This window comes from Alistipes sp. Marseille-P5061 (assembly GCF_900290115.1).
Classification (GTDB): domain Bacteria; phylum Bacteroidota; class Bacteroidia; order Bacteroidales; family Rikenellaceae; genus Alistipes; species Alistipes excrementigallinarum.
This window is the reverse complement of sequence record NZ_LT985749.1, coordinates 1-22,131: the sequence shown is the minus strand read 5'-3', so window position 1 is coordinate 22,131 and position 22,131 is coordinate 1. Positions and strand designations below refer to the sequence as shown.

The 22,131-nt window shown below is 60.5% G+C and carries 19 protein-coding genes and 1 tRNA gene; 5 read left to right on the top strand and 15 right to left on the bottom strand.

Annotation, left to right across the window (positions count from 1 at the left end; translation table 11 throughout):
- Positions 1–411: 411 nt before the first annotated feature.
- The 4 genes from C8267_RS04035 to C8267_RS04020 form a co-directional block, all read right to left on the bottom strand.
- Positions 412–3,234, bottom strand: a complete 2,823-nt coding sequence (locus C8267_RS04035; RefSeq protein ID WP_442778175.1) for a M16 family metallopeptidase — start codon at positions 3,232–3,234, stop codon at positions 412–414.
- A gap of 57 nt (positions 3,235–3,291) precedes the next feature.
- Positions 3,292–3,513 carry a helix-turn-helix domain-containing protein gene (locus C8267_RS04030; protein ID WP_087362164.1) on the bottom strand — a complete coding sequence of 74 codons (222 nt, stop codon included), beginning with the start codon at positions 3,511–3,513 and terminating at the stop codon, positions 3,292–3,294.
- Positions 3,514–3,571: 58 nt separating this feature from the next.
- Positions 3,572–4,261, bottom strand: a complete 690-nt coding sequence (locus C8267_RS04025) for a DUF2975 domain-containing protein (protein ID WP_087362163.1) — start codon at positions 4,259–4,261, stop codon at positions 3,572–3,574.
- Between the two features lie 250 nt (positions 4,262–4,511).
- Positions 4,512–5,753, bottom strand: a complete 1,242-nt coding sequence (locus tag C8267_RS04020) for a site-specific integrase (RefSeq protein ID WP_234025688.1) — start codon at positions 5,751–5,753, stop codon at positions 4,512–4,514.
- Between the two features lie 310 nt (positions 5,754–6,063).
- On the opposite strand from C8267_RS04020, the gene C8267_RS04015 reads away from it, so the two are divergent.
- The 3 genes from C8267_RS04015 (at position 6,064) to C8267_RS04005 (ending at position 9,118) form a co-directional block, all read left to right on the top strand.
- Positions 6,064–6,807, top strand: a complete 744-nt coding sequence (locus C8267_RS04015; protein ID WP_106633762.1) for an acyl-[acyl-carrier-protein] thioesterase — start codon at positions 6,064–6,066, stop codon at positions 6,805–6,807.
- Positions 6,808–7,053: 246 nt separating this feature from the next.
- Complete coding sequence (locus tag C8267_RS04010; protein ID WP_106633761.1) at positions 7,054–7,596, top strand: ferritin-like domain-containing protein; 543 nt, start codon at positions 7,054–7,056, stop codon at positions 7,594–7,596.
- Between the two features lie 376 nt (positions 7,597–7,972).
- Entirely contained in the window at positions 7,973–9,118 is a 1,146-nt protein-coding gene (locus C8267_RS04005) for a glycosyltransferase (RefSeq protein ID WP_106633760.1), read from the top strand.
- Positions 9,119–9,258: 140 nt separating this feature from the next.
- Here the strand turns inward: C8267_RS04005 and C8267_RS04000 are convergent, their stop codons facing one another.
- The 5 genes from C8267_RS04000 to C8267_RS03980 all read right to left on the bottom strand — a co-directional run bounded on the left by C8267_RS04000 (position 9,259) and on the right by C8267_RS03980 (position 16,101).
- Complete coding sequence (locus tag C8267_RS04000) at positions 9,259–10,629, bottom strand: MFS transporter (protein ID WP_199792073.1); 1,371 nt, start codon at positions 10,627–10,629, stop codon at positions 9,259–9,261.
- Between the two features lie 134 nt (positions 10,630–10,763).
- Positions 10,764–12,752 (bottom strand): tetratricopeptide repeat protein, encoded by a 1,989-nt coding sequence (locus C8267_RS03995; RefSeq protein WP_087362159.1) that lies wholly within the window; start codon positions 12,750–12,752, stop codon positions 10,764–10,766.
- 219 nt (positions 12,753–12,971) lie between these two features.
- Positions 12,972–13,853 (bottom strand): GTPase Era, encoded by an 882-nt coding sequence (gene era, locus C8267_RS03990; RefSeq protein WP_106633759.1) that lies wholly within the window; start codon positions 13,851–13,853, stop codon positions 12,972–12,974.
- 222 nt (positions 13,854–14,075) lie between these two features.
- Positions 14,076–15,419 carry a signal recognition particle protein gene (gene ffh / locus C8267_RS03985; RefSeq protein ID WP_087362157.1) on the bottom strand — a complete coding sequence of 448 codons (1,344 nt, stop codon included), beginning with the start codon at positions 15,417–15,419 and terminating at the stop codon, positions 14,076–14,078.
- A gap of 91 nt (positions 15,420–15,510) precedes the next feature.
- Entirely contained in the window at positions 15,511–16,101 is a 591-nt protein-coding gene (locus C8267_RS03980; protein WP_234025687.1) for a DUF4294 domain-containing protein, read from the bottom strand.
- 185 nt (positions 16,102–16,286) lie between these two features.
- On the opposite strand from C8267_RS03980, the gene C8267_RS03975 reads away from it, so the two are divergent.
- Positions 16,287–16,661: a thioesterase family protein gene (locus tag C8267_RS03975; RefSeq protein WP_087362155.1), complete on the top strand. Its 375-nt coding sequence runs from the start codon at positions 16,287–16,289 to the stop codon at positions 16,659–16,661.
- A gap of 135 nt (positions 16,662–16,796) precedes the next feature.
- Here the strand turns inward: C8267_RS03975 and nhaD are convergent, their stop codons facing one another.
- Entirely contained in the window at positions 16,797–18,134 is a 1,338-nt protein-coding gene (gene nhaD, locus C8267_RS03970) for a sodium:proton antiporter NhaD (RefSeq protein WP_199792072.1), read from the bottom strand.
- Positions 18,135–18,317: 183 nt separating this feature from the next.
- Positions 18,318–18,722 (bottom strand): hypothetical protein, encoded by a 405-nt coding sequence (locus C8267_RS03965; RefSeq protein WP_158699700.1) that lies wholly within the window; start codon positions 18,720–18,722, stop codon positions 18,318–18,320.
- Positions 18,723–18,819: 97 nt separating this feature from the next.
- Here C8267_RS03965 and C8267_RS03960 point away from each other — a divergent pair.
- Positions 18,820–18,893: transfer RNA gene (locus C8267_RS03960), tRNA-Gln, on the top strand.
- A 531-nt stretch (positions 18,894–19,424) separates the two neighbouring features.
- Here C8267_RS03960 and C8267_RS03955 read toward each other — a convergent pair.
- From C8267_RS03955 to yajC, 4 genes are all read right to left on the bottom strand, one after another.
- Positions 19,425–19,691, bottom strand: coding sequence for a GlsB/YeaQ/YmgE family stress response membrane protein (locus tag C8267_RS03955; protein WP_106633757.1), 267 nt, complete (start codon positions 19,689–19,691; stop codon positions 19,425–19,427).
- A gap of 102 nt (positions 19,692–19,793) precedes the next feature.
- Positions 19,794–20,792 (bottom strand): DUF4468 domain-containing protein, encoded by a 999-nt coding sequence (locus C8267_RS03950; protein ID WP_106633756.1) that lies wholly within the window; start codon positions 20,790–20,792, stop codon positions 19,794–19,796.
- A 139-nt stretch (positions 20,793–20,931) separates the two neighbouring features.
- Positions 20,932–21,180: a TIGR03905 family TSCPD domain-containing protein gene (locus C8267_RS03945; RefSeq protein WP_106634158.1), complete on the bottom strand. Its 249-nt coding sequence runs from the start codon at positions 21,178–21,180 to the stop codon at positions 20,932–20,934.
- Between the two features lie 229 nt (positions 21,181–21,409).
- Positions 21,410–21,733: a preprotein translocase subunit YajC gene (gene yajC / locus C8267_RS03940; RefSeq protein WP_199792071.1), complete on the bottom strand. Its 324-nt coding sequence runs from the start codon at positions 21,731–21,733 to the stop codon at positions 21,410–21,412.
- Positions 21,734–22,131: the final 398 nt, after the last annotated feature.

Below are 22,131 nucleotides of genomic sequence, written 5' to 3'. Positions count from 1 at the left end.
AATGTGATGTTGTGTGATAATCGACAAAAGGTCGATGATTTTTTATTTTTCCAAAAATAAGACGGAATACGAGTTCTAGTACGTTCTCGTGGGCTCGGAGATGTGTAAAAGAGACGGCCTTTAATCGCTTCCGCTCCTGTCCCCGCCCCGGCGCTCTTTCCCCGGCACGTTCCCGTTCCCGCTCCCGGCGCGTCCCTGTCCCCGCTCCCGGCACGACCCGTTCCCGCTCCCGGCGCGTCCCTGTCCCCGCTCCCGGCACGACCCGTTCCCGCTCCCGGCTCCTGTCCCCGCTGCATTCAGGCCGGCCCCTGCTGCCGTATCTGCGCAAAAAAAACTCCGGGCCCCCAAAAGAGGGGTCCGGAGTTGAGTTCCGAAGTGCTCGGGAGGCTGCCTCCCCAAGCATGCGGTGGATTACTTCTCTTCGTCAGGAGCCGGGCGCATGATGACCTTCACCAGGTTGCCGTCCTCAAGCACCTTGCGGGCCATGGCCTGCACGTCGGCGTTGGTCAGAGCCTCCACCGCGCTCTTGTATTCGCGTACGAAGTCCAGACCGCTGCCGTACTTCGACTGGAGGTAACCCATCCAGCTGCCGTTCTGCTCGAGCGTGTTCTGCCAGTTCTTGAGCAGGAACTCGCGCGTCTTCTCGATATCCTCGGTCAGCGGGCCGTTGTCGGCAATCTGCCGGAGCTCCTTCATCACAATCTCGCGCAGCTCGTCGGCCATCTCCTCGTTGGTGTCGAAGTTGATGTGCATCTCGTAGCGCTCGGCCGGGATGTAGTCGGTCGTGCCGTAGACCTGCACGCCGTAGGTGCCGCCCTTCTCCTCGCGAATCGAGACGAGGTAGCGTGCGTTGAGCGCCTGCGTGAGGAACGTCAGCGCCAGCTTGTTCTTGAAGGTGTAGGGCATATCACCCGAGAAGAGGTAGTGCACGTTGACCTTCGGCTGCTGCATCGCCACGCGGAAGTCCTCCGTCACGTCGCCCTTGACCACCGAAGCCTTGTCGTCGACGAAGTTCGTCTTCTTCGAGGCGGGAATCGAACCGATGTACTTCTCGACCAGCGGCTTGAGTGTCTTCAGGTCGACGTTGCCCACGAAGATGAAGGTGAAGCTGTTGGCATTGGGGTAGAGCTTCTCGTAGATGGCGGGCAGCTTCGCGAAGTCGAACTTCGAGACGAGCTCCTGCGAAATCATCTGACGGCGCGGGTTGTTGCCGTAGCTTACCTCGAGGAAGCGCTTCTGGGCCAGGTAGTCGGGGTTCGACTCCACGTTGGCCAGCTGTGCGTTGAGCGTGTTGATGAGCGTGTTGTAGTCGTTCTGGTCGAAGCGCGGCGAGGTGAAGTCGAGGTAGAGCAGCTGGAGCATCGTCTCGAGGTCCTTGGGCGAGCAGCTGCCGTTGATGGTGCTGGCATACTCCGAGGTGTTGTTCTGCACCGAAGCCGACTTGCCCGAGAGCTGCTTGCGGAGCTCCGTGGCCGAGAAGCGGCCGATGCCCGACATGGCGTTGATGCTCGGCATCATCTCACCCATGTAGTACTCCTCGTCGCTCAGCAGCGAGAGACCTCCCTTGGCGGTGGCGCTCATGCGCACCTCGTCGGCCTTGAACGTCGTGGGCTTCACGACGATGCGCGTGCCGTTGGCCAGCGTCCACTCGGTGGTGCCCAGTGTCTGGTCGGTCGTCGTCTTCTTGACGGGCGAACCCTTCAGCTTGGTTCCCTCGGGAATCAGCGGCTCCTTGACCACGTTGTCCTCATAGGCCTCGACCTCCGACGAGATGACCTTGTCGCGGATGGCCAGCAGCTCTTCGGCCGTCGGGTTGGTGATGCCCTCCTTCTCGGGCGCCGTGACGAAGATGACCTGGTTGGTCGGGGTGATGAACTGCTGTGCCACGGCATTCACGGCGTCGACCGTGATGTTGCGGATGAGCATGCTGTCGAGCTGCCACTCGGTCTTGGCGTCGGGTACGGGCGAATTCCTGCGGTAGTTGGCCAGATACTCCTCGACATACTCCTCGTTGGTGCGGTCGTTGCGGTTGGCGTAGCTGCGCTCGGCGTCGCGCATCAGGGTCTCCTGGGCGCGCTCGAACTCACCCTGCGTGAAGCCGTAGCGGCGCATCTTCTCCAGCTCGGTATAGAGCGCTTCGAAGCCGCGGGCCAGTGCTCCGTCCTGCGTTGCGGCGGTGAAAATCGTGGCGTCGAGCGTCGGGATGACGCCTACCTCGCCCGAGCCCATGCCGGCGCCGAGGAACGGTGCGTCGGGCTTCATGCGGAGCTCCTCAAGACGGGCGTTCTCCATGACCGTCATGTAGGAGTTGATGACGTCCAGCATCTCGGCCTGCACGGTGTTGTTCATCACCTCGGGCAGTGCGCGGCGCTTGATGAAGAGCTGTACGCGCGAACCCTGCATCTCGGGGTCGGTGAAGATGCTGACGATGGGCTCCTCGTTGTCGGGAACGACAATCTCGGCCTTCTTCGGGGCGTCGGCCGCCGGAGCCGGGATGTCGGCCATCAGCGTCTTGATTTTCTGCTCGATGGCGTCGACGTCCACGTCACCCACGACAATCACGGCCTGGTAGTCGGGACGGTACCACGAGGTGTAGAACTTCTCCAGCTCGTCGTGGTGGAAGTTCTTCAGGCCGTCGAGGTAGCCAATCAGGTTGCGGTGCTCGTAGAGCGTACCCTTGCCCAGCGCCTGGAGCATGCTCATGGTCGAACGCCACGAGGCGCCGTCGCGCGTACGCAGCTCCTCCATGATGACGCCGCGCTCCGAGTCAATCTCCTCGGGACGCAGGGCGATGAAGTGCGACCAGTCGTGCAGGACGAGCAGGGCGCTGTCGATGACACCCTGACGCTGGGTCGGCACGTCCGAGATGTTGTAGCAGGTGTAGTCCCACGTCGTTCCGGCGTTGAGGTTGTAGCCGAACTTCACGCCGACGGTCTCCAGATACTCAATCATCTGTTTGCCGGGCAGGTTTTTCGTGCCGTTGAAGGCCATGTGCTCGAGGAAGTGTGCCAGACCCTGCTGCGAGTCCTCCTCCTGGATGGCGCCCACGTCGTGGAGTATGTAGAAATCGGCCTGATTCTTCGGCTTTTCGTTGTGCCGGATGTAGTAGGTCATGCCGTTGTCCAGCTTGCCCGTGCGCAGCTCGGGATCGGCCGGAATCGGAGTCATGGGCCCCTGGGCCATGACGCTCGCCGTTGCCGTCAGGGCGACGAGGAGCATTGTCAGTTTTTTCATAGTGTTGGTATTAAGTGGTTTTTCGTCTGTTTCGTTGCAGGCCGCAGCTGCGGCGTCTTACTCGTTCGGGGCCGGTTCGGGGCGGTATTCGATGATGTCGCCCGGCTGGCACTCCAGCTCGCGGCAAATCGCCTCGAGCGTCGAGAAGCGGACGGCCTTGGCCTTGCCGTTCTTGAGAATCGAAAGATTGGCCGGCGTGATGTCCACCCGTTCGGCAAGCTCTCCGAGCGAGATTTTGCGCTTGGCCATCATGACATCAATATTGATGATTATCGCCATACCCCCCCCCTTGTGTTATTCGTATATATATCCGTGAAAATCATTTTCTTGCGTGCGGTTAGATGGTCAGTTTCTGCTCCTCGCTCAGCTGCGTGCCCACCACGAGCACCTCGGCCATGAAGAGCATCAGGATGCCGACGATGATGTTCCAGTAGTTGAGCGGGAAGGTGGTGTCGACCTGCAGCGCCGAACCCTGAAGCAGCGTGGCGGCCTCGCGGATGTTGATGTACTTCATGAACGACTCGCTCAGCGCGGCCACGAGCATCAGGATGCCGATGGCGCGCGTGCGGCCGATGTTGCCGTGGCGCAGCGGCTGCTCGTCGCGGATGGACTTGCGCAGCGAGTTGATGATGAGGGCGATGAGGATGAAGACCGCTAGATAGGCTACCCCCGTGAGCATCGAGAGGAGGTAGGCGAAGCCGTTGTTGGCCATCACCTTGAGGGAGTTCGAGACCGTGTACTTCTCGGGCACGGTGACGCGCAGCCGGACGTTGTCCACCGAGACGGAGGTGTTCGCACCGACCCCCTCGACGGCGGGCAGCTCCGAGCCCGAGGCGCGCAGCGGTGCGTAGACGTAGTAGGTGCGCACGTCGCCCTGCGTGAAGTCGGTATCCATCGTCTGCTGTGCCTCGCGCCAGCCCGACGAGAAGCTCGGGGCGATGGTCGAAAGGAAGCCGATGACCAGCGCCACGAAGTAGAAGACGTAGATAATCATCAGATGCTTGTAGAGTCGTCGCTTGTTCTGCATGTGCGGTACGTGTGTGGGTTTCTTTTTTGCAAATGTACAATTAGTTTTTTGAAAAACAAATAATATTTATCGTTTTTCGATAATTTTTGTCGTCCGGAGCTCCTGTCCGGGGGGTGTGCGGGGAGTCGGCCGACCGGACGGCCACGGCGGAGGGCGGCCCCCGGCGGTCGATTTTTTTTCGCCGCGGCACGCTTTTTTCGTAATTCTGGAAAACTTCTGTTAGTACCTTATACAAAGGACTTTGGGATAATTACCCGTTTTTGAGGTAATGACTTGGCAACGGTACAATCTGCTGCGTTCTACCTTGAATTGCTTTCAAGTAACTCGGTNTGTCAAGTTTCTGCGTGGTTATCTTCGCATAGATTTGAGTCGTGACAATGTTCGTGTGTCCCAGAACACGGCTCACGCTTTCAATGGGCATCCCCTTGCTAAGAGCCAGTGTTCCAAACGTATGACGAGCGCAATGGTAGGAGATTTGCTTCTCTATTCCGCATTCCGCCATTACCTTTTTCAGCTGTTTGCACATCGTCCAATAGTTGATTTTCCCGAAAACCAGCTTGTCTTCCGACAGATACTTGTACCGTTCGATTATCTGCAAGGGAATATCCAGCAGCTTCACTTGGAACGGGACATTTGTCTTGTGCCGTTTCGACAATATCCATTTCTCACCATTCACCTCCACTATTTCATCCGTTGTGAGTTCTTTCATATCCACGAAAGACAAGGCGGTGAAACAGGCGAAAATAAACAGATCCCGCACCAATGCGAGGGTGGGGTTGTCAAACTCGTGCGCCATGATTCTTTTGATTTCGTCCTCTGTCAGATACTCCCGTTCCTTAACATTCGGGCTGATATGGAACTGCGCAAACGGATTTCTCGGTATCAGTCCGTTATAGTGCGCACGCATGACCACCCCTTTCAGCCACATGCAGTTCAGCCAGATGGTGGCGTTTTTCAGTCCCCGTTCAGCCGTAAGATAAGCCGCAAACTCCTTGATGAAGTCGGGTGTAAGTTCCAGCATGGACATGTCCGTCCGTCTGTAGAATGACTTGATAAAGGCTGCGACATAGTTCCTTGCCCTTACCATGACCTTGTACGTGCCGATGCTGCGGTCTTTACCGACACGTTTCAGGAAGTTGGCGCAATCCTTGTCAAAAGCCTTTATCAGTGTCTCATACTCGCTTCCTACCCCTTGGTAGGCATTGCGCACCATTTCAGCCGTTACGTATGCCTCTCGGTCGGATATGCGCTGATAGTGCTTGATGATTTGCGCCTTGATGTTGTCCAATGCCAGATTGACGTTCCGTGCTTCGGCACTCTTGCCTTTGGCTCGGTTGCCTTTCGCATCCCAAAGGGTTTTCGGGATGGTCTGCTTGCAGCTGAACTGTGCCACAGTACCGTTGATTGTCACTCGTCCCATGATGGGGACAATACCGTCTTTCTCCTTGCTGCCGTTCACGTAGAACAGCACTTTGAATGTACTTCTTGCCATACTCGTTTTTTTTTTGTTTGCAAAGTTAAATATCAACGAGTTAGACCTTGATATGCAAATCGGTGACAAACGGTGCAATAGCATCTCCCATATGTTAAATCTTACTCTTTCACGGGTAATGATTTGCAAACCATTCTTCTTCTTAAATCCGCTTTTCTTTGCGTTTTCCGCTTTTTCGGCTTGTCATCATTTGACACCGTAACAACTCTGATATTAAGTCGTTTAGTGTCATTTCACCCGTTTTTCGAGGTTATTCCAGAGATTTTATGTATCTTTGTTCCGACGTGTGAACCAAAACGCATTCGGACAAATGGGTCAGAAATCCTTCTATTCATATCGGGTCGAGCCTCAGGATGTGGACTTTACCCTGCGGGCGACGCTCCCGGCGCTGGGCGTCTCCATCCTCAACGTGGCGGGTGCCGACGCCCATGGCAAGGGCTTCGGCGTCGATGCGCTCAATGCCGACAACCACTCGTGGGTCCTCTCGCGCATGGCCATCGAGGTCGACGAGCGCCCGCAGCAGTATACCGACTACACCGTCGCCACGTGGATTAACGAGTACGGACGGGTGCTCTCGACGCGTAACTTTACGCTCAGCGACGCCTCGGGGCACGAATTCGCGCGGGCCGTCACGCAGTGGGCGATGATTGACCTCACGACGCGTACGGCCGTCGACCTCTCGTGGGTGGGACGCGCCCACAACGAGGCGATTGTCGACGCGCCGTCGCCGGCCGAGAAGCCCCGCAAAATCCGCTCGGTCGAGCCCGAGCGCTTCGTCGAGCACCGCGTGGTCTACAGTGACATCGACTTCAACCGCCACGTCAATACGATGCGCTACATCGAGATGTGCCTCGACATGCTGCCCGTCGAGTGCTTCGCCCGCGACGGGGGGATGCGGCTCGACATCCACTTCCTGCACGAGTGCCGCTACGGCGAGCTGCTCCGCGTGGGGTGCCAGACGCGCGAGGGGGAGACGCTCTTCGAAATCCGCAACGAGGCGGGCGAGGCGGCCGTGCGGGCAGCCATTTCCTGGCGCGAACCGGAGCACAAGTAATAAGGGCACGGACGCGAACCGGGGCGCAGACCAGAGCGCGGGCGGGGCGCGAACAAGAACGCGAACCAGCGCGCGACGGGGAGCGAACAGGGGCGTAAGCGCAGGTCGGACAGACGGGAGCGTGCGTCGATGCTCCGCAGGCGGCGCTGCTTGCGCGGCATGCGCGTAAAAAAGCGGCGTCGGGCGGCATCGGACAAACAATACGGAACGGGTTTTGCACCGCAACGGGTGCAAAACCTTTTTCGTATGGAGACGACAACCGAAACCCGCAACAGCAGCCAGCGGGTAAGCATCGGGCTGCTCAACGACGCCGTGGGCAAGGAGATTGCCTCGTCGTTGCAGTATATCTACTTCCACGTCCACTTCGAGGATGCGCGCTACCGCTACCTCTCCGAGCTGATGCACCGCGTCGCCATCGCCGAGATGCGCCACATCGAGCTCTTCGCCGAGCGGATTCTCTTTCTGGGGGGCGACGTCGAGATGAACCCTTCGTTCCGCACCCGGCCGCTGGTCGAGCCGCTCGAGATGCTGCGTCTGGCCATGCAGCTCGAGCAGAACACCGTGGCGAGCTACAACGAGGCGGCGCGCATCGCCTGCGAGCAGAAGGATGCCGCAACGCGGGCCCTCTTCGAGCGGGCCGTGGCCGAGGAGGAGCGCCATCTGGACGCCTTCCGCGCCGAGTTGCAGCACCTGCTCGACTACGGCGAGCACTACCTGGCGCTGCAGTCGGTGGCGGCGAGCCGTCGCGAGGCCGAGCAGATGGGGCATCCGGTGGCCGTGGAGCAGTAACAGGTGCGGCGTCCGAGTCCGGGCGGCACCCGAATCCGAGCTGGAGCCCGGCCTGAGCCCGGACAGCACCCGAATCCGAGCAGGAGCCCGGCCCGAGCCCGGGCGGTGTCCGAATCCGAGCAGGAGCCCGGCCCGAGCCCGGGCGGTGTCTGCACCTGTGCCCGAGCCGGAGTTTGTGCCCGGCCCCCGAGCCCCCGCAGCCGAGTCTGTGCCCGCGCCGGCATCTGTTTTTGCGCCTTCGTCTGCGCCCCTCCCCGGGCGTGTGAAAAAATCGGGCCTCCGGCAGCGGAGGACCCGATTTTTCGTATCTTTGCATCGGAACGGTCTCGGCCCCGGTGCCGCCGGCCGCTCCACGAGCCAACCACACACGCCGCCTATGAAGATTACCGTACTGGGCCCGGCCCATCCCTTCCGGGGAGGTCTGGCCTCCATCATGGAAATCATGGCCCGCACCTTCCAGCAGCGGGGCAATCAGGTCGATATCAGGACCTTCACGGTGCAGTACCCCTCGCTGCTCTTTCCCGGCAAGAGCCAGACGCTCACGACCCCCGCGCCGGCCGACCTGCGGATTCGCCGCTGCGTCAACACGGTGAACCCCTTCAACTGGCTCCGCGAGGGGTGGAGCCTGCGCCGCGAGGCCCCCGACTTCATCCTGCTCAAGTACTGGACCCCCTTCATGGCACCCTGCTTCGGAACCATCGCCCGCCTGGCGCGGCGCAACGGCCATACGAAGGTGCTCTGCCAAATCGACAACGTCGAGCCGCACGAGCACCACTTCGTCGACCGCCCCTTCAACCGCTACTTCCTCTCGGCCGTCGACGGCTTCGTCTACATGTCGGAGCAGGTCCACGGCGAGCTGAAGGAGTATACCTCCGCCCCGGCGCTCTTCTCGCCCCACCCCCTCTTCGAGAACTTCGGCTCGCGCACCGACCGCGGCGAGGCCTGCGTGCGGCTGGGGCTCGACCCGCAGCTGAGCTACGTCCTCTTCTTCGGGCTGATTCGCGACTACAAGGGGCTCGACCTGCTGCTCGAGGCGTGGCGCCGGCTGCGCGATGCGGGGCAGACCGCGTCGCGCCGGCTGCTCGTCGCCGGCGAGTTCTACGCCCCGCGCGAGCGCTACATCCGCCAGATTGCCGAGAGCGGCCTCGAGGGGGAGGTGCTGCTCCACGACCACTTCATCCCCGATGAGCTGGTGAAGTACTACTTCTCGGCGGCCGACTTCGTCGTGCAGCCCTACAAGAGCGCCACGCAGAGCGGCGTGACGCAGATTGCCTACCAGTTCTGCACGCCGATGGTCGTCACGGCCGTCGGAGGCCTTCCCGAGATTGTCCCCGACGGCAGGGTGGGGTATGTCTGCCCGCCGACGGCCGAGGGGGTTGCCGCAGCCATCGGCCGCATGTACGAGGGCGATGCCCTCGCGCGCTTCCGCGAGAACTGCCTCGAGGAGCGGCGCCGCTTCTCGTGGGAGGAGATGTGCAACCGCATCACGGAGCTCTATCGCATCGTCTCCTCCCCGAAGTGACCCCGCGATGGGGCCGCGGGCGGGTGTGGAGACTGGAGACCGCCAGCCGCTCCGCACCCCGACCACATCAATCAATACGGAAAAAGCCCTCTTCCCGCACGGGGAGGAGGGCTCTTTCGTTTGCGTTGGAGCGGCAGCGGCTATTTGCGGATGTTCGGAAGTTCGAGTCCGTAGCCCTTGCGGCGGTCCTCAATCTTGAGGTAGAGGCTGAAGATGAAGGCCAGCACGCCGAACGACGAGAAGATGACCATCGGCATCACGTAGCCGCCCGTAGCGTCGAGTACCTTGCCGATGAGCAGCGGCACGAGGCAGAGGCCGATGTTCTGAATCCAGAAGATGACGCAGTAGGCCGAGCCGAGCACCTTTTCGTCGATAATCTTCGGCACCGAGGGCCACAGGGCGGCCGGCACGAGCGAGAACGAGACACCCAGCGTGACCACCAGCAGCAGCGCCAGCCACTTCGAGGGGAACATCGGCAGCAGGAAGGCGAAGCTCAGGTGGCAGGCAATCATGATAACGGCGCCAATCATGAGCATCGTGGCACCCTTGCCGCGGAAGTCAAGCAGCGCACCGAGGAAGGGGGTGAGCACCATGGCCAGAATCGGGAAGCAGCTGAAGAGCCGTGCGGCCGATTCGGCGTCGATGTGCAGCGTCACCTCGAGGAAGTTGGGCGCATAGCGCTGGAAGGGGAAGATGGCCGAGTAGTAGAGCACGCAGAGCAGCGCCACGAGCCAGAACATCTTGCTCGAGAAAATCTTGCCCAGGTCGCGCACGTGGAACTCCTCGTCGGAGGACTTCTCGAGCTTCAGCTCGCCCGAGGCAATCATCTGCCGGTCGAGCTTGCGGTCCATCAGCACGAAGACGCTGAAGCAGAGCAGACCGATGACCAGCAGCGCCGTGCAGAAGGCCACGGGGGCGACAATCGACTTGTCGAACATGTTCGAAACCATCGGCGCGAGCCACATCACGGCGAAGACGCCCAGACGGGCAATGGCCATCTCAAGTCCCATGGCGAGGGCCATCTCCTTGCCCTGGAACCACTTGGCGATGGACTTCGATACGGTGGTGCCGGCCATCTCGCAGCCGCAGCCGAAAATCATGAAGCCCAGCGAGGCGACCTTGGCGCTGCCGGGGAAGGATACCCACCAGCTGTCGAGCCAGGCGCAGAGCTCGGTCGTCTGGAACCACTCCGAGATGCCGACCAGCTTGATGGCCGCACCGGCCACCATGAGCGAGGCCGAGAGCATGCCCGTGAAGCGGATGCCCATCTTGTCGAGGATGATGCCCGCAAAGATGAGGAAGAAGACGAAGACGTTGAGGAAGTACTCCGATGCGGCGTAGGTTCCGAAGGTTCCGCTGTCCCAGCCACGGGCCGATTCGACGAGCGATTTGAGCGGCGACATCACGTCCACGAACATGTAGGCGAAGAACATCATCAGTGCGATGAGCACCAGTGCCGTCCAGCGGGCGGCCGCCGAGTCGTTGAGTTTGCGTTGGATAGTTTCTACCATAAGTCGAGTTGTGTTATTGGATGTTTTCTAAGTCTTCTTTGCTGTCATTGCTGTCTTTTTTCCGTCTTTCCTGTCTTTCTTGTCTTTCCTGTCGTTTTCGTGCTGTTCTCTTCCGTGCCCTCTGCCGCGGCGCCTCACTCCTCCTCGCCCTGTGCGTAGCGCTTGAGGATGCGGTAGGCCTCATCGATGCCCAGCTCGCCCGCCTTCGAGAGGTCGAGGCACCCCTTGCGCGTATCCTTCATCAGAATCTGGACGATGCCGCGGTTGTAGTACGCCTCGGCAAAGTCGGGGTTGAGCTCGATGGCCTTCGTGTAGTCCTCGAAGGCCTCGGGCAGGTTGCCCGAGAGGGCCTGCAGCGTGGCGCGGTTGTAGTAGCTGTAGGCGAAGTCGGGGAAGAGCTTGATGGCCTTGTTCAGGTCGGCGATGGCCTCGTCGTAGCTGTACGTGCGCTTGCTGTTGTTGTTGAGCCGGTTGGCCGGGTCGGCGTTGATGGAAATCCGCTGGTAGGAGTTGTCAATCGACGAGATGAAGTCAATCATCTCGGCCCGCGTGGTCGACCGGTTGAAGTAGAGGAACGGATTGGCCGGGTTGAGGTCGATGGCGCTCGTGTAGGTGTTCACCGAGTTGGTGTACTGCTTGATGAGCGACTGCGTGACGCCCCGCTCGAAGAGCAGCGTCCACGACGAGGAGGTGCTGCTGCGCAGCTCCTGCAGGTAGCGCTGGTCGAGCATGACGAGCGTATCGGCCGGGATGTTGCTCGGACGGCACGACACCTCGAGGTAGCGGTTGCCGATGCGGCGCTTGAAGTCCTCGGCGCGCTGCACGTGGTAGGGGCGTGCCACCGGCGCCGTGTCGGGCTCCATGAGCGTGAACTTGAAGAGCGGCAGCAGGCGCATGTCCTCTTCGCTGCCGTTGTAGCCGCCGATGCGGCCGCTGCCCGAGAGCTTGCTGTCGAACGAGAGCAGGCGGTCGAAGCGCTGCGTCGTGTCGGCGTAAATCGAATAGGTGCTGTCGCTCAGCCGCGAGCGGTATTCGGCGATTTTGCGGCTGGCGATGTCGCGGTCCTCGCGGGCCCCCTTGGGGTCGCGCAGCAGTTCGCGCAGCGAGCCGCGGTGGAGGTAGGCGTTCGCAAAGTCGGGGTAGAGCTCGATGGCCGAGGTGTAGTCCTGGACCGCCTTCTCGATTTCACCCAGCTCGGCGTAGACCCCCGCGCGGTTGTAGTAGACCAGCACGTTGTTGGGTGAGTAGAGCGCCACGTGGTCGTAATCCTCGAGTGCGCGGTTGTAGTCGCCAATCTGCGCGCGCAGCATCGCGCGGTTGAAGTATCCGAGCGAGTTGGTCGAGTCGAGCCGCACGACGGTGTCGAAGTCCGAGAGCGCCAGCATCGGGCGGTTGGTGTTCGAGTAGACCAGCGCCCGGTTGAAGTACGAGGGGACGTAGGCCGAGTCGCAGGAGATGGCCCGGTTGAAGTCCGCCTCGGCCTCCTTGTAGCGCTCCTGCTGCATGTAGAGCGTGCCCCGGTGGTTGTAGCCGTCGGGATTCTCGCGGTTGGTGCGGATGGCCTGGTCGAAGTTCTCGTAGGCGCGTACCGTATCCTTCAGATAGAGGTAGCCGATGCCGCGGTTGATGTAGGCGCCGGCCACCTTGTTCTCCTGGCGGATGAACTTGTCGAAATCCTCCACCGCCAGGGCATACTGCTTGTCCTGCAGCCGCGTGATGCCGCGGTAGAAGTAGGGTGCCGGGAGGTCGGGCCGCAGTTCGATGGCCTCCTGGAAATCCTTCAGCGCATCGTCGTAGTTGCCCAGCTGCGAGCGGGTGAGGGCCCGGTAGGTGTAGGCCTGCGTATAGACGGGATTCTTGCGGATGGCGGTCGAAAAGTCGGCCTCGGCGCCAATCAGGTCGTCGAGGTTGTATTTGGCGATGCCCCGCAGGAAGTACCCCTCGAAGGCATCCTCGTCGAAGCGCAGCAGGGTGTTGAGCGTTCGAATCGCCTCCTGATAGTTGTTCTCCATCATGCAGCGCTGCCCCATCCAGAAGAAATACTCCTTGTTGTACTGGGCACGGGCCTGCATGCAGCAACCGAGCAGAAGCGCTCCGATGAGTCCTGTGATGAATCTACGCATGTTCTTCCTGTCTCTCCCTGTCGTTTCTAACGGGCCTGGGCCCCTTTTTCGTATTCCGTTCCGGGCGGGATTTCCGCGCTCCGTATCTTCGGGGCCTTTTTCCGGCGCCCGCTCCTGTCCGGTCTCTTCTCTTGTTCCGCCCCTTCGGGGGTCTCACCGTCTGCCGTCTGCTGACCTCCGTCCTCCGCTTGCCGGCCCCGGCCCGGGGCGCATCCGCCGCTATTCGAGCTCGTAGCCGAAGCGGCGCAGCTGACGCTCGTTGTTGCGCCAGTCGTCGCTCACCTTGACAAAGAGCTGCAGGAAGACCTTCTTGTCGAGGAACTTCTCGAGGTCTTCGCGCGCGAGCTGCCCCACGCGCTTGAGCTTCTCCCCCTTGTGGCCGATGACGATGCCCTTCTGCGACTCGCGCGAGACGTAAATCGTCGCCGCAATGCGGTCGATGGCGGGCTCCTCCTTGTAGGATTCGATTTCGATTTCGCAGCAGTAGGGAATCTCCTTGTCGTAGGTGCGGAGAATCTTCTCGCGGATAATCTCCGAGGCGAAGAAGCGCAGGGTCTTGTCCGTGAGCGTATCCTTGGGGTAGAAGGCGGGTCCTTCGGGCAGCACCTCGAGGATTTTGCCGAAGAGCCCCTCGATGTTGAAGCGTTCGCGCGCCGAGACGGGGACAATCTCCGCCTCGGGCAGAATGCCGTGCCACCGCTCGACGAGCGCCTCGAGCGCCTCGGGGGTCGTGAGGTCGATTTTGTTGATGACTACCAGCGTCGGGATGCCGCTCGTACGGATGCGCTCGAGGATGTCGGCCGAGCGGTCGCTCTGCTCGACGGTGTCGGTGACGTAGAGAATCACGTCGGCGTCGGAGACGGCCCCCGTGACGAACTTCATCATCGACTCCTGCAGCTTGTAGGCGGGTTTGAGGATGCCCGGCGTGTCGGAGTAGACAATCTGGAAATCGTCGCCCGAGACGACGCCCAGGATGCGGTGGCGCGTGGTCTGGGCCTTGGAGGTGATAATCGAGAGGCGCTCGCCGACGAGCGCGTTCATGAGCGTCGACTTTCCGACGTTGGGATTTCCGATGATGTTGACGAAGCCCGATTTGTGCATGGGGTTGCGGTTTTTGACTTCCAAAGGTAGGAATTAATCTCGATTATTCCTATGATTGGCAAAAATTAACCTCCCGGACCGGACGTTGGCCCCGACCCGTGTGTCGTCTCCGGCTCTTGCGGGAGCTCGGACAGAAGGCGAAGGCCCCGTTCCGCAGTTGCATAAAAAAGGGGGCCCCACCGTATTCGGCGGGGACCCCGTTGTCTTCGTATCTCTCCTGCGTTACCGCCGCCGGAGCATGCCGCCGGGCATCTTCGGCATCTTCGGCATCTTCATGTTGCCGCCCGCTACGGCCTTCATCATCTTGCGCGTATCCTCGAACTGCTTCATCAGCCGGTTCACGTCGGCCATCGTCGTGCCCGAACCCTTGGCGATACGCTCCCTGCGCCGCGCGTTGATGATTTCGGGGTGCTCGCGCTCGGCCGGCGTCATCGACGAGATTATCGCCTCGGTCTGCTTGAAGACATCGTCCGGGATGTCGACGTTCTTGAGCATCTTGCCCATGCCCGGAATCATCGAGGCGAGGTCCTTCAGGTTGCCCATCTTCTTGATTTGGTGAATCTGCGCGATGAAGTCGTTGAAGTTGAACTGGTCCTTGACCAGCTTCTTCTTCAGCCGGCGCGCCTCCTCCTCGTCGAACTGCTCCTGCGCCCGCTCGACGAGCGAAACCACGTCGCCCATGCCCAGAATACGGTCGGCCATGCGCTCCGGGTGGAAGACCTGCAGCGCATCCATCTTCTCGCCGCTCGAGATGAACTTCAGCGGCTTGTCCACCACCGCGCGAATCGAGATGGCGGCACCGCCGCGCGTATCGCCGTCGAGCTTGGTGAGCACCACGCCGTCGAAGTCGAGGCGGTCGTTGAACTCCTTGGCCGTGTTGACGGCATCCTGACCCGTCATGGCGTCGACCACGAAGAGCGTCTCCGACGGCTTGACGGCCGCCTTGATGGCCGTAATCTCCTGCATCATCGCCTCGTCGACGGCCAGACGGCCCGCCGTATCGACGATGACCACGTTGTAGCCGTTCTGACGCGCATGCTGGATGGCGTGCTGGGCAATCTCCACCGGATTGCGGTTTCCCTCCTCGGTGTAGACCTCGACGCCAATCTGGCTGCCGAGCACCTTCAGCTGGTCGATGGCCGCCGGACGGTAGACGTCGCCCGCCACCAGCAGCACCTTGCGGCCCCGCTTGCTCTTGAGCATCGCGGCGAGCTTGCCCGAGAAGGTCGTCTTACCCGAACCCTGAAGACCGGCGATGAGTATCACGGCCGGCGTACCCTCGAGCCGGATGTCGGTGGCCGTGCCGCCCATGAGCTGCGCCAGCTCGTCGCGGACAATCTTGGTCATCATCTGCCCCGGCTTCACCGCCTTGAGCACATCCTGTCCCAGCGCCTTCTGCTTCACCTCGTCGGTGAAGTTTTTGGCGACCTTATAGTTGACGTCGGCGTCGATGAGCGCACGGCGAATCTCCTTGAGCGTCTCGGCGACGTTGATTTCGGTGATGCGGCCTTCGCCCTTGAGAATCTTGAACGACCGTTCGAGTTTGTCGGTTAAGTTTTCAAACATGGTGGTGTGGTGTTGCTTGTTTTGCAGGCAAAGATAGTGAAAAAGTGCGGATTCCCGAAATTTCGCCGGGCAAACCGACCGACGGGCCGGCTCAGAGCCAGCCGGCCTCGTAGTAGACCACGATTTGTTCAATCATGCGGTCCTCGCCCTCGCGGTCGTACTGCGACTTGAGGTCCTGCCCGAAGACCTTCGAGACCCCCTGCCAGAAGCCCGCCACGAAGCCGCCGCGGAATTCGCGCAGCACCTCGTAGGCCGTATATTCGGTTTCGCGGTCGATGAGCTTGAGCAGCACGCGCCCCTGCGTGCGGGTCATGTGGCGCAGCACGGGGGTATACTCCTCCTTGATTTCGTGGTAGACGCGGCGGATGTACTCCTTCTGCGCCTTCTTGGTCGGCAGGCGGCTCAGCTCCTCCTCCATGTCGGCCATCTTGGCCTTGGCCGTCTGGGCGATGGGGTAGACCTTCTTCACGGCGTCGACCAGCCGGCGGTAGCGCCGCAGGTCGACCTTGCGGTTGAAGACGTAGACCGGGAGGATGTGCACCAGCGGAATCGAGTCGCCGTGGTCGATGCTCCACTCCTGGTGCCAGAAGCCGTGGCGCTGCTGCCCGGCCCCCTCCAGGGGGAGCAGCAGGGCGGCGAGCAGGAGTGCCGTCAGCAGGTATGTCATTCGGAGCGGGCGCATGCACAAAATTACATTTTTTACGATAAACGGATGCTGCCCTCCATTTATTTTTTCAGGCCCCCTTTCCCGCCGGGGCCGTCGCCGCTGGCCGGGCATTGCGGCAACCCTCCGACGGCGGTTCGTTTTTTCGGGAGTAAATGCTATCTTTGTCCCCATCATACCAAACCGATTATCCGATTAAGATTATGCTGGAAAAGGGATTGTCTGCACAGAGCGTCGCCACGGTATGCGACGCCAATACGGCCGCCGCGATGGGTTCGGGCGACCTGCCCGTATTCGCCACCCCCGCCATGGTGGCCCTCATGGAGCATGCCGCGATGAAGGCCGTGGCGGCCGAGCTGGAGGAGGGCGCCACGACCGTCGGCGCCGAGATGAACGTCACCCACATCAAGCCCTCGGGCCTCGGAGCCGAAATCACGGCCACGGCCGTGCTGACGGCCGTCGAGGGGCGCAAGCTCACCTTCAACGTGGGGGCCCGCGACGCCGAGGGGATGATTGGCGAGGGGGTGCACGTCCGCTTCGTGGTCGACCGCACCCGCTTCATGGCCAAGGTCAAGTAGCCGGCCGCCTTCATGGTTTAGAAGCAGCAGCCGGCTGCCGTCCGGGGCGCGGCCCCGCCGTCCGCCCGCAACGAAAAAAGGGAAGCGCATCGCCGCAGCGATGCGCTTCCCTTTTCGTCTTGTGGAGCGCGGGAATCAGAGCCCGATGAGCAGATGCTCGAGCAGGATGACGATGATGCCGCTCACGTAGCCAATCAGCGCCAGCGAGGTGATGCGTTTGAGGTACCAAGAGAAGGTAATCTTCTCAAGTCCCATGGCCACGACGCCGGCTGCCGAGCCGATGATGAGGATGCTGCCGCCCACGCCGGCGCAGTAGGCCAGCAGGTGCCAGAAGACGCCGTCCTGGAGGAACGACTGCATGTAGGCGGGGTCGATGCTCGAGGCAACCGTTGCGGCGTCGGCAATCGGGTACATGCCCATGCAGGCCGCCACGAGCGGCACGTTGTCGATGACCGACGAGAGCAGGCCGATGATGCCCGTGATGGTGAAGACCTCGTGGATGTTCTTGTCGAGGAACTGGGCCACCTCGGTCAGGATGCCGGCGCTCTGCAGCGCGGATACCGACATCAGGATGCCGAGGAAGAAGAGGATGGTCGGCATGTCGATGTGCTTGAGCACCTTCGATACGCGGTTCTTGATGGACTCCTCGATGCCGCGCTTCTTGTCGTAGATGATTTCGGTGAGCACCCACATCACGCCCAGCGAAATCATCATCCCCATGTAGGGGGGCAGATGGGTGATGCTCTTGAAGACCGGCACGAAGAGCAGGCTGAGGATGCCGACCACGAGGACGAACTTGCTCAGACGGGGCCCCACGCCCTTGGGCAGGCTGTTTTCGGCGGCTGCGGGCTCCATCATCGAGGTTTTCTTGCGGGCGATGTAGTGCCCGGCGATGGCCGTCGGAATGGCCGTCGAGATGAGTGCCGGCAGGAAGAGCGAGCCCATGAGCGCCTGCGAGGTGACGTTGCCGCGCATCCAGAGCATGATGGTCGTCACGTCGCCGATGGGCGACCATGTGCCGCCGCTGTTGGCCGCGATGACGATGATGCTGGCGAAGAGCCAGCGCTCCTTGCGGTTGGCGATGATGCGCCGCAGCAGCATCACCATGATGATGGTGGTGGTCATGTTGTCGAGCGCCGCCGACATGAAGAAGGTGATGATGGCCAGCAGCCAGAGCAGCTTGTGCTTGTTGTGGGTGGTGATGTGGTCGGTGATGACGCCGAAGCCTCCGTGGGAGTCGATGAGGTCGACGATGGTCATGGCACCGATGAGGTAAATCAGAATTTCGCACGTGTCGCCCAGATGGTCAATCAACTCGTGGGCGATGTTCGCGTCGTGGCCGAAGAGGCTGAAGACGGACCAGATGGCTCCGCACATGAGCAGTGCGATGGCCGCCTTGTCCACCTTGATTTTGTGCTCCAGCGCGATGAAGGCGTAGCCTATCACGAAGAGCAGAATCATGGTTGGAATCATTTCGTATGGTCTTTTTACTTACGTTATACTTGGCCGGCCTTCGGAGTTCGGCCGGCATCGTCGCTCCGCTCTGTTGGGGCGGAAGGGGAGGGGGCCTGTCGGACCGCAGGCCGGGGGCGGTCCGTGCGGACGACTGCCGGGGCGTTGCACCGGAGCGTCGGTCCGCTCTCTTGCGCGCGTCCGCTAAATCACGATGTGCCGCAGGGCGAAGACATAGCGGTCGGCCGGGCGCAGCAGCAGGGGCTGCGCGTGGTCGTAGCGGTCGCGTGTGGTGAGGCGGTGCAGGTCGCGCAGGGCTGCGGCCGGACGATGCGTCGGCGCCGTCTGGGTGACGGGCAGCCGCGTGTCGTGGCGGTGGTCCGAATTTTCGGCTGAGCCCGTGGCGGCAAGCACTCCGGTCGGAGGTGTGGCAAAGAGGGGCACGTGGCGCTCCTCTTCCGCATCGCGGGCGGGAGCCGCACGCAGTATGGCGCATGTGCGGCCGGCTTCCAGCGATGCCCGGATGACCCGGGCCGCGGGCGGAAGCGCCGCGCAGAGCAGCATGCCGCATATGACCAGCCATTTTCTCATCGCCGCAAAAATAACCAAAAAGGGAGAATCTTTTTTCTCCGTTCCGCTATTTTTATGTTCAAAATTGGATTTTCCCGTTTTTTACGTATCTTTGCAGTCGCTTTCGAGCTCGGATTGAGCTATGGTGTAATGGTAACACGTCAGATTTTGGTTCTGAAATTCCAGGTTCGAATCCTGGTAGCTCAACCAAACGGAAAACCCGCTGTTCAGCAGCGGGTTTTCCGCGTTTTCAGGGGTCGGCCTTCGCGCTTGGGGCGGGGAGGCTTTGTGCGGTCCGTTTTCAGAGGTTCCCGGCTTTCGCTTTCGGTGCGGAGATGCTTTGGACGGCTCGTTTTCGGGGCAGGCCGTGCCGTGCGTTTCGTTCGCGGTGTGGAGGTCCTTCCGTCGGCTCTGCCCGTGCCGTGCGCTCCGCTTGCGGGGCGGGGGGGCTTTGGACCGTTCCGTTTTGGAGGCGGGCCCTTCCATGCGGTTCCGTTTTCGGGGCAGACCGTGCCATGCGCTCCGTTCGCGGGGCGGGGAGGCTTCGAACGGCTCCGTTTTTGGAGGTTCCCGGCTTTCGCTTTCGGTGCGGAGATGCTTTGGACGGCTCGTTTTCGGGGCAGGCCGTGCCGTGCGTTTCGTTCGCGGTGTGGAGGTCCTTCCGTCGGCTCTGCCCGTGCCGTGCGGCGAAGCGGCGAAACGGCGGGCGGCGGGTTGGCCGGTAGTGCGGGCGCGGGCGTGTCAGCGGTCGGAGCGCTCTTTGCGGCTGCGGGGTGTGAGGAGCGCGACGAGCCACAGCAGCACGACGGCTCCGGCCAGCGAAGTGAGCAGGCTTCCGAGCGTTCCCACGGCGACGAGCCCCAGCAACGAGAAGAGCCAGCCGCCCAGCAGGCCGCCGATAACGCCGACGGCGAGATTGACGAGGAACCCCGCGCCGCGACCCTTGACGATGAGTCCGGCCAGCCATCCGGCGACCAGACCAATGAGCAGATACCAGAGAAAATACATGGTCAGAACGAATTTTGGTAACGAACGCCTACGTTCAAAATCCGTTCCGAAATGCCTCTCCCGGGAGAGTGAGGCCAAAGACCGCTGTCAGGGGATGAACCGTTACCAGTTGTCGTTCATGTCGATGCCGATGATTCCCGCATTGATGGCCCGGTCGAGCCGGTTTTTCATGGCAATCAGGTAGAGGCAGCTTGCGCAATAGGCCTTTGCTCCGGCCTCGTTGGGCAGCAGGTCGGGATTGTCGTTGAACGGGTAGACCAGGTCCGGTCGATAGGTGCGGTTCGAAGCGGCCGCCGTTCCCTGCAGCGAGCTGCCCCGTCCGTTCGAGACGGCGATGTCGTACTCCTGAATGGTCATGATGATGCGGGCCCGCTCCTCCTTGATGTCGATTCTGAAGAGTACCCGGGCGCTGATACCGTATTGCTTGCCAAACGGTGCATACAAGGCGATGTCGCGCAGATAACCTTTGGCGAGGATTGTGCCGGCCTCCTTGTCGTCGAACTGGATGACGGATTTGCCCGAATTGAAGCTGTTGACAAACCAGGAGTGGGCCTGGATGTATATGTTGTTTTTGCTCAGATTGGGACAGCCGATAACGGTTGTCGTGGAGATATTCCCGTTCGCATCGATGCCTGCAAAGTGGTCGCGGAAGAATTGGGCGGCTTTCGGATAATCAATCGCTCCGTCCACCTCACCGTCCAGGGCATCGAGTATTTCGTAGTATTCATTGCGAACCTCCGATAGGGATTCGTAGATATCCGGCTTCTCGATTTTCCGGATGGCTAATTTTTTGGTCCGCTCCAGTTCGAGACGCTCCTCCTCTTGCCGCTTTGCGCGGATTCGCTCGTTCTCAAAGTCGACGAGTTGCCGGAAATTCTCACGGCCGTATTTTTCGATGAATGCTTTTCTTGGAATGTACGAATTGCCATCGGTGTCGAAGAAGAGCCGCCTTCCCTGATGCGTGGTGATAAGGAGGGAGTCGCTTTGTTGCGTATACTCCGAGGCCGCATGGAAATCGTATCTCATGGGGGTGTTGTCCGGCTCTTGAGCAGGGCTCAGCAGCGGCCCGGCGAGAAAAATCAGCAGGAGCAGTCGTTTCATGGGTGCGGGGTTTTGCGGGAGTGGTTCCGATGATGGATTAAAGATAGTAAAAAATATCCAATCGGAGCGGACCGTGTCCCGATTTTGCAGCGCGCCGGAGCGACTTTTGCCGGGTTGGCTCCGGCATGCGGCTGCCCCGTCAGAGCATGCGCCGCAGCGCGCGGGCCAGCTGGTCGGGGCACGAGGTCCCCTTGCCGTGGCAGTCGATGCCCTCGAGCCGGGCGATGGCCTCCTCGACCTTCATGCCCCGCACCAGCGAGGCGATGCCCTGCGTATTGCCGTGGCACCCGCCCGTGAAGGTCACGCTGCGGATGACGTCTCCGTCGGTTTCGATGTCGATTTGTCGCGAGCAGGTGCCCACGGTGGGGTAGGAGAGGTGTTTGAGCATGTCGTTGTGTGTGAATGTTCCGCGCGGCATGGCTTCGGGGCGAGGTCCCTTGGAGCGCGGCAATCCCGCGGCAATCCTGCGGCCTCTGGTGTGGCGCTGACGTGCGGTTGAATCGTTGAAATCTGGAAATGACGGACCGGGCGGGTCCGGACTGGTGAGCCGGTAAGGCAGATAAAGAATCCCCCTCCGAAGCGCGTTCGGAAGGGGATATGCTTCGACACGGGTGCCGTTAACGCTGCTGCTGCAGGTCGGAGTTGTCGGCTACGACCATGTTCTTGTCGATGCGCAGCGTGACGTTGCTGTCGACCTCGATGAGCAGCGACGTCTCCTTCACCTCCTTCACGGTGCCGTAGATACCGCCGGCGGTGATAATCTTGTCGCCCTTCTTCAGGCCGTTGCGGAACTCCTGCATCTGCTTGCGGCGCTTGGCTTCGGGACGCCACATGAAGAGCCAGAGCACGAGCACCATCAGTGCAATCATGATGAGGAAGCTGTACTGCTGCATGAAACCCGGTTCGGGCTGTGCAGGGGCTGCATTCAGGAAATTAATCATTGTCTTTCGGTTTTAGCTTGTTATTAATAGCGCAAATATAGCAAACATATACGAGCTACGCAACAAATTAAGTGAACTCTCACACAAGGTGTCTTAAAATAACAGTTGGTGCGTTGTGTAAAATATGCGAGCAAACGACCGGTACAAATCCATTACTAAGCCTGATATATCCCAGTATAATACTGGAGGGAATTTTAATCAACCCATATGATAATATGTATATATATTCCCCCAAAGAACTTACATCCGATAATTTATAATTGAAACAATGTAACAATACTTAGTTAATTTTTAGTTTAGAGACTCATTTATAATATATTACGTCATATATACAGCACCTCTGACAGGAACTTGTACACCTGTCAGACAACCATAAACAACGAATCTTAAAATAGATG

Coding starts and splice junctions, on each gene's coding strand:
- C8267_RS04035 (WP_442778175.1), bottom strand. CDS start 3,234: ATGAAAAAACTGACAATGCTCCTCGTCGCCCTGACGGCAACGGCGAGC.
- C8267_RS04030 (WP_087362164.1), bottom strand. CDS start 3,513: ATGGCGATAATCATCAATATTGATGTCATGATGGCCAAGCGCAAAATC.
- C8267_RS04025 (WP_087362163.1), bottom strand. CDS start 4,261: ATGCAGAACAAGCGACGACTCTACAAGCATCTGATGATTATCTACGTC.
- C8267_RS04015 (WP_106633762.1), top strand. CDS start 6,064: ATGGGTCAGAAATCCTTCTATTCATATCGGGTCGAGCCTCAGGATGTG.
- C8267_RS04010 (WP_106633761.1), top strand. CDS start 7,054: ATGGAGACGACAACCGAAACCCGCAACAGCAGCCAGCGGGTAAGCATC.
- C8267_RS04005 (WP_106633760.1), top strand. CDS start 7,973: ATGAAGATTACCGTACTGGGCCCGGCCCATCCCTTCCGGGGAGGTCTG.
- C8267_RS04000 (WP_199792073.1), bottom strand. CDS start 10,629: ATGGTAGAAACTATCCAACGCAAACTCAACGACTCGGCGGCCGCCCGC.
- C8267_RS03995 (WP_087362159.1), bottom strand. CDS start 12,752: ATGCGTAGATTCATCACAGGACTCATCGGAGCGCTTCTGCTCGGTTGC.
- era (WP_106633759.1), bottom strand. CDS start 13,853: ATGCACAAATCGGGCTTCGTCAACATCATCGGAAATCCCAACGTCGGA.
- ffh (WP_087362157.1), bottom strand. CDS start 15,419: ATGTTTGAAAACTTAACCGACAAACTCGAACGGTCGTTCAAGATTCTC.
- C8267_RS03980 (WP_234025687.1), bottom strand. CDS start 16,101: ATGCGCCCGCTCCGAATGACATACCTGCTGACGGCACTCCTGCTCGCC.
- C8267_RS03975 (WP_087362155.1), top strand. CDS start 16,287: ATGCTGGAAAAGGGATTGTCTGCACAGAGCGTCGCCACGGTATGCGAC.
- nhaD (WP_199792072.1), bottom strand. CDS start 18,134: ATGATTCCAACCATGATTCTGCTCTTCGTGATAGGCTACGCCTTCATC.
- C8267_RS03955 (WP_106633757.1), bottom strand. CDS start 19,691: ATGTATTTTCTCTGGTATCTGCTCATTGGTCTGGTCGCCGGATGGCTG.
- C8267_RS03950 (WP_106633756.1), bottom strand. CDS start 20,792: ATGAAACGACTGCTCCTGCTGATTTTTCTCGCCGGGCCGCTGCTGAGC.
- C8267_RS03945 (WP_106634158.1), bottom strand. CDS start 21,180: ATGCTCAAACACCTCTCCTACCCCACCGTGGGCACCTGCTCGCGACAA.
- yajC (WP_199792071.1), bottom strand. CDS start 21,733: ATGATTAATTTCCTGAATGCAGCCCCTGCACAGCCCGAACCGGGTTTC.